The following is a 4,296-nucleotide window of genomic DNA, read 5'->3' on the forward strand; positions in this document are numbered from 1 at the left end:
ATCCGGCCGATGCCGGCCGAGGCTGGTCGCTATGTGTCGGGCGCTCGAACCGGCGCAAATATCAAACTCGTATTACGTCCCGGACGGCCGATCCCGATGCTGTCCGATATCCCGTCCGCGCGCGGCTTCATAGAATCGACGTTCAGGCTGAAAATAGCCTGAACGTCCTTTCAACGCCAAACCGGCCGTGCGCGTTCCGCGTCGTGTGGCCGGCGAACCCCCTGGAACTGCGCATGAGGAAATTCAATGTTCGCATCGTCTTCGCGTACGACTGGCCGTTGACGCTGGCCGGCATCGAGCAGGTCGCCGGCAGCGGCTGTGCGATCGAGATCGTTGCGGTCTACCGGAGTGTGGCCGAACTGGTCGCGTCGTTCGGCAGTGTCGACTGCGATGTCGTGCTGGTCGACTATGCGGTTCGCGGAGACGCGCAGATGGACGGCCTCGCGCTGTTCGACTGGCTGCGGCGCACACGTCCGAACGTCGGGATCGTCGCGCTGGTCGCGAACGAGAATCCGCTGATTTTCGGGTCGATCCTCGCGACCGGCAGCGTGAGCATCGTCAGCAAGTTCGACGAGGTCGGCCATATCGTCACGGCCATTCATTCGAGCTACAGCGGCGGGCGCTACCTGTCGCCACTCGTCAGGCGCGCGGTTGACGCATGCGGCGACCGTGGCGAGGCGCCCGCGAAGCTGACGGCGCGCGAGATCGAGGTCATTCGCCTGTATCTGTCGGGGGTGCCGATCAAGACGATCGCGCACCGTCTGAGCAAGGGCAAGCAGACGGTCAGTGCGCAGAAGATCAGTGCGATGAAGAAGCTCGGCGTGAGCAATGACGTCGAGCTGATTCAGCGGGCGGCGGGGTTGGGGCTTGGCGCCGGCGCCGCGTGAGCGTGTATGCGTCGGGCGGCAGCCGTCAGGCCGGCAACGCAAACCGCGTCACCGCATCCCGCAGCGCCTCGGCCTGATCGCGCAGCGAATGCGCGGCGGCCGCGGCTTCTTCGACGAGCGCCGCGTTCTGCTGCGTGACCTGATCCATCTCGCCCACCGCACGGTTGACCTGCTCGATCCCGGCGCTCTGTTCGCGGGACGCATGGCTGATCTCGTCGAGGATCTCGTTCACGCGCCGCACCGACTGCACGATCTCGGCCATCGTCTCGCCCGCATTCGTGACGAGCGCCGCGCCTTGCTCGACGGTCTCGTTCGACGACACGATCAGCGTCTTGATCTCCTTCGCGGCCGTCGCCGAGCGCTGCGCGAGCGAGCGCACCTCGGCCGCGACCACCGCAAAGCCGCGGCCCTGTTCGCCGGCCCGCGCCGCTTCAACCGCCGCGTTCAGCGCGAGGATGTTGGTCTGGAACGCGATCCCGTCGATCACGCCGATGATGTCGCCGATCTTGTGCGAGCGGTCGGTGATCTCGTTCATCGTGCGCACGACGTCGTCGACCACCGCGCTGCCGCGCGTCGCCACTTGCGCGGCCTGGTCGGCGAGCGAGGCGGCCTGCGCGGCGCTGTCCGCGTTCTGCTTCACGTTCGCGGTCATCTGGTCCATGCTCGACGCGGTCTGCACGAGCGCGGCCGCCTGTTCCTCGGTGCGCTGCGACAGGTCGGTGTTGCCCGACGCGATCTCGCTCGCGCCGACGTTGATGTTCTCGGTGCCCATCCGAACGCGCGACACCATGTCGATCAGCCCGCCCTGCATCGTGTGCAGGGCATGCAGCAGGCTGCCGCGATCGTCTTGCTTCACGGTGACGCGCGCGGTCAGGTCACCCTGCGCGATGCGCTGCGCAGCGTCGAGCGCAACTTCCAGCTCGCCGCCGAGGTTCGCACGCACGCTTTTCAGCACCAGCACCATCACGGCGGTCGCGATCCCGCCGAGCACGGTCGTCATCGCGAGCCAGCGGCCGACGCTTTCGAGTACCGCCGAGCGCACGTCGTTCATGTACATGCCGGTCACGAGATACCAGTCCCACGGCGCGAAGCGCTGCACGGCGCTGGTTTTCTCCTGCGGCTTGTCGGCGCCCGGCTTCGGCCACAGATAGTCGACGAAGCCCTTGCCGCCTTCCAGGTTGCCGGCCTTCACGATCTCGACGAACAGGTGCTTGCCGTTCGGATCGGTGAAATTCGACACGTCCTTGCCGTTGAGATCGGACTTGATCGGATGCATCACGATCACCGGCTTCGAGTCGTTGATCGAGATGTAGCCGTCGGCGCCGTAGCGCATCGCGGCGATCGCCTCGAGCGCTTTCTGCTTGGCGTCCGCTTCCGGCAGCGCATTCTGCTGCGACAGCTTGTAGTAGTGGTCGGCCACGCTCGTGGCCTGCGCGACCAGCGACGCGAGCTCGTCGCGGCGGTCCGTGATCATCGATGCGCGCGTCTGCCAGGCGCCGAGCCCCGCGATTACGAGCAGGCCGAGCCAGAGGATGACGATCATCGAGGCGAGTTTCTGATTCAGGGAAAGGTTGCGCATGGTGTGTGGTCGGTCGGTCTTGGAAACTCGCCGAAACGGCGTGACGGGATAAGTGTCTTGACGGCGCCAAGTGCGTGTCGCCGTAGACGGGTTATCCCTAGGAACCGGTACCGTAGTCGATGCCTTCGACGCCGATACGGGTATCTATGCATATGCATAACGGGCGTCGCTATACTGTCGGGGCGATTGCGCGCGCACCGCGGGCCCGGCTCGGCGGTGCGGCGGCGAATGAAACCGAAAGGAGGCAACGATGCGAATTCTGGTGGTAGGGGCCGGCGCGGTCGGCGGATACTTTGGCGGCCGGCTGGCCGCAGCGGGGCGCGACGTGACGTTCCTGGTGCGCGACGGCCGCGCGGCCGCGCTGGCGCGTGACGGGTTGCTGATCCGTAGCCCGCGCGGTGACCTGACGCTCGCGAACGTGCAGACCGTGCGCGCGGGCGATGCGGAAGCCGGAGTCGCGCCGTTCGACCTCGTGCTGCTGAGCTGCAAGGCATACAGCCTCGATGACGCGATTCTCTCGTTCGCGCCGTTCGTCGGCCCGCAGACGCTGATCCTGCCGATGCTCAACGGGATGCGTCATCTCGACGTGCTGCGCGAGCGATTCGGTGCCGCGCAGGTGCTCGGCGGGCTGTGCGTGATCGCGGCGACGCTCGATCGCGAGCAGCGCATCGTGCACCTCAACGACACGCACGGGGTCACCTTCGGCGAACTCGCGGGCGGCGAATCGCCGCGCGTGCGCGCGGTGGCCGATGTGCTCGGCGGCGCGGGTTTCGATGCGACGCTCAGCGACAACGTGGCCGCGCGGATGTGGGAAAAGTGGGTGTTCCTCGCGACGCTTGCCGCGAGCACGTCGCTGTTCCGCGGCTCGGTCGGCGACATTCTCGCCGCGCCGGACGGCCGCCACCTGCTCGAGACGATGCTCGCCGAATGCAGCGCGATTGCCGAGCACAACGGCCACCGGCCCGACCCGGCCGCCATCGAGCGGATGCAGCGGATGGTGCTCGCGCCGTCGCCGTTGACCGCGTCGATGCTGCGCGACGTCGAGAACCATGCGCGCGTCGAAGCCGATCACGTGATCGGCGACCTGCTCGCGCGCCGCGACCCGCAGGCGGCCGATGCGCTGTCGCTGCTGCGGATCGCGTACAACCACCTGAAGGCATACGAAGTGCGTACCGCGCGCGAGCACGCGGCCGCGTAGGCACCGGAGCGGGCGGTCGTGCGGCCGCCCGGCGGCTAGACCGGATCCTTGCTCGGCGGTCCGTCCGGTTGCTGCGGGTTGTCGTGATGGCCGGGCGGCGACGACAGCGGGTCGTCTTCCGGGTCGCGGTTCGGATCTGCCGGAGGTTCGGGCGTCGGGGTCGTGTGATCGGTCATGGAGAACTCGCGCAGTGCGTGACGGCGGTGGCGCGGCGGGGGGCGCCTCGTCTCCGTTATAGCCAATCGGGCATGCGTTTGCAGCGGGATTGTTGCGGCGATCTTTCGTCTGCGCAATCCGTGCATGGGCGGTTTTCGTGCAGGAATCTGCTGCGCCGGAGCGGGGCATGCGGTGCAGTGCGAACGCTGCGCGATCGCGGTCAGCGCAAATCCGCCGGTGTGTCGACGTCGCGCACGATGCCGGGATCGTCGACGTCGAGCAGCTTGACTGGCGCGCTCGCAAACAGCGCGCGGGCGCCGGTGTCACCGTCGAGGGCGGCGAGCGCATCGAAGTGGTGCGCGGAGAACCCGACCGGATGGCCGCGCACGCCACGATGTGCGGGCGCGACGATCGACGCGCCGTCGGCGTCGAGCGCGCGTGTGACGGTTTCGTAGGTGGAAGCCGCGATCCACGGC

Annotated in this window: 5 protein-coding genes; 2 read left to right on the forward strand and 3 right to left on the reverse strand. The window is 67.6% G+C overall.

Annotated features, from left to right (window positions below; genetic code table 11):
* Positions 1-233: 233 nt before the first annotated feature.
* On the forward strand, positions 234-887 hold the full coding sequence (locus JYJ84_RS29790) for a response regulator transcription factor (protein WP_175220189.1): 654 nt from the start codon (positions 234-236) through the stop codon (positions 885-887).
* A 25-nt stretch (positions 888-912) separates the two neighbouring features.
* Here the strand turns inward: JYJ84_RS29790 and JYJ84_RS29795 are convergent, their stop codons facing one another.
* The gene (locus JYJ84_RS29795; protein WP_175220191.1) at positions 913-2,466 is read right to left on the reverse strand and encodes a methyl-accepting chemotaxis protein; all 1,554 of its coding nucleotides are present in this window, start codon (positions 2,464-2,466) and stop codon (positions 913-915) included.
* A 250-nt stretch (positions 2,467-2,716) separates the two neighbouring features.
* Here JYJ84_RS29795 and panE point away from each other — a divergent pair, with 250 nt between their 5' ends.
* Positions 2,717-3,664, forward strand: a complete 948-nt coding sequence (panE, locus tag JYJ84_RS29800) for a 2-dehydropantoate 2-reductase (protein WP_175220192.1) — start codon at positions 2,717-2,719, stop codon at positions 3,662-3,664.
* Between the two features lie 35 nt (positions 3,665-3,699).
* Here panE and JYJ84_RS29805 read toward each other — a convergent pair whose 3' ends face one another.
* Entirely contained in the window at positions 3,700-3,840 is a 141-nt protein-coding gene (locus JYJ84_RS29805) for a hypothetical protein (protein ID WP_021158153.1), read from the reverse strand.
* Between the two features lie 200 nt (positions 3,841-4,040).
* The coding region (locus JYJ84_RS29810) for an NTP transferase domain-containing protein (protein WP_205189845.1) at positions 4,041-4,296 on the reverse strand (256 nt) is incomplete at its 5' end.

It is taken from the genome of Burkholderia sp. LMG 13014 (genome assembly GCF_905232215.1).
Lineage (GTDB): Bacteria > Pseudomonadota > Gammaproteobacteria > Burkholderiales > Burkholderiaceae > Burkholderia.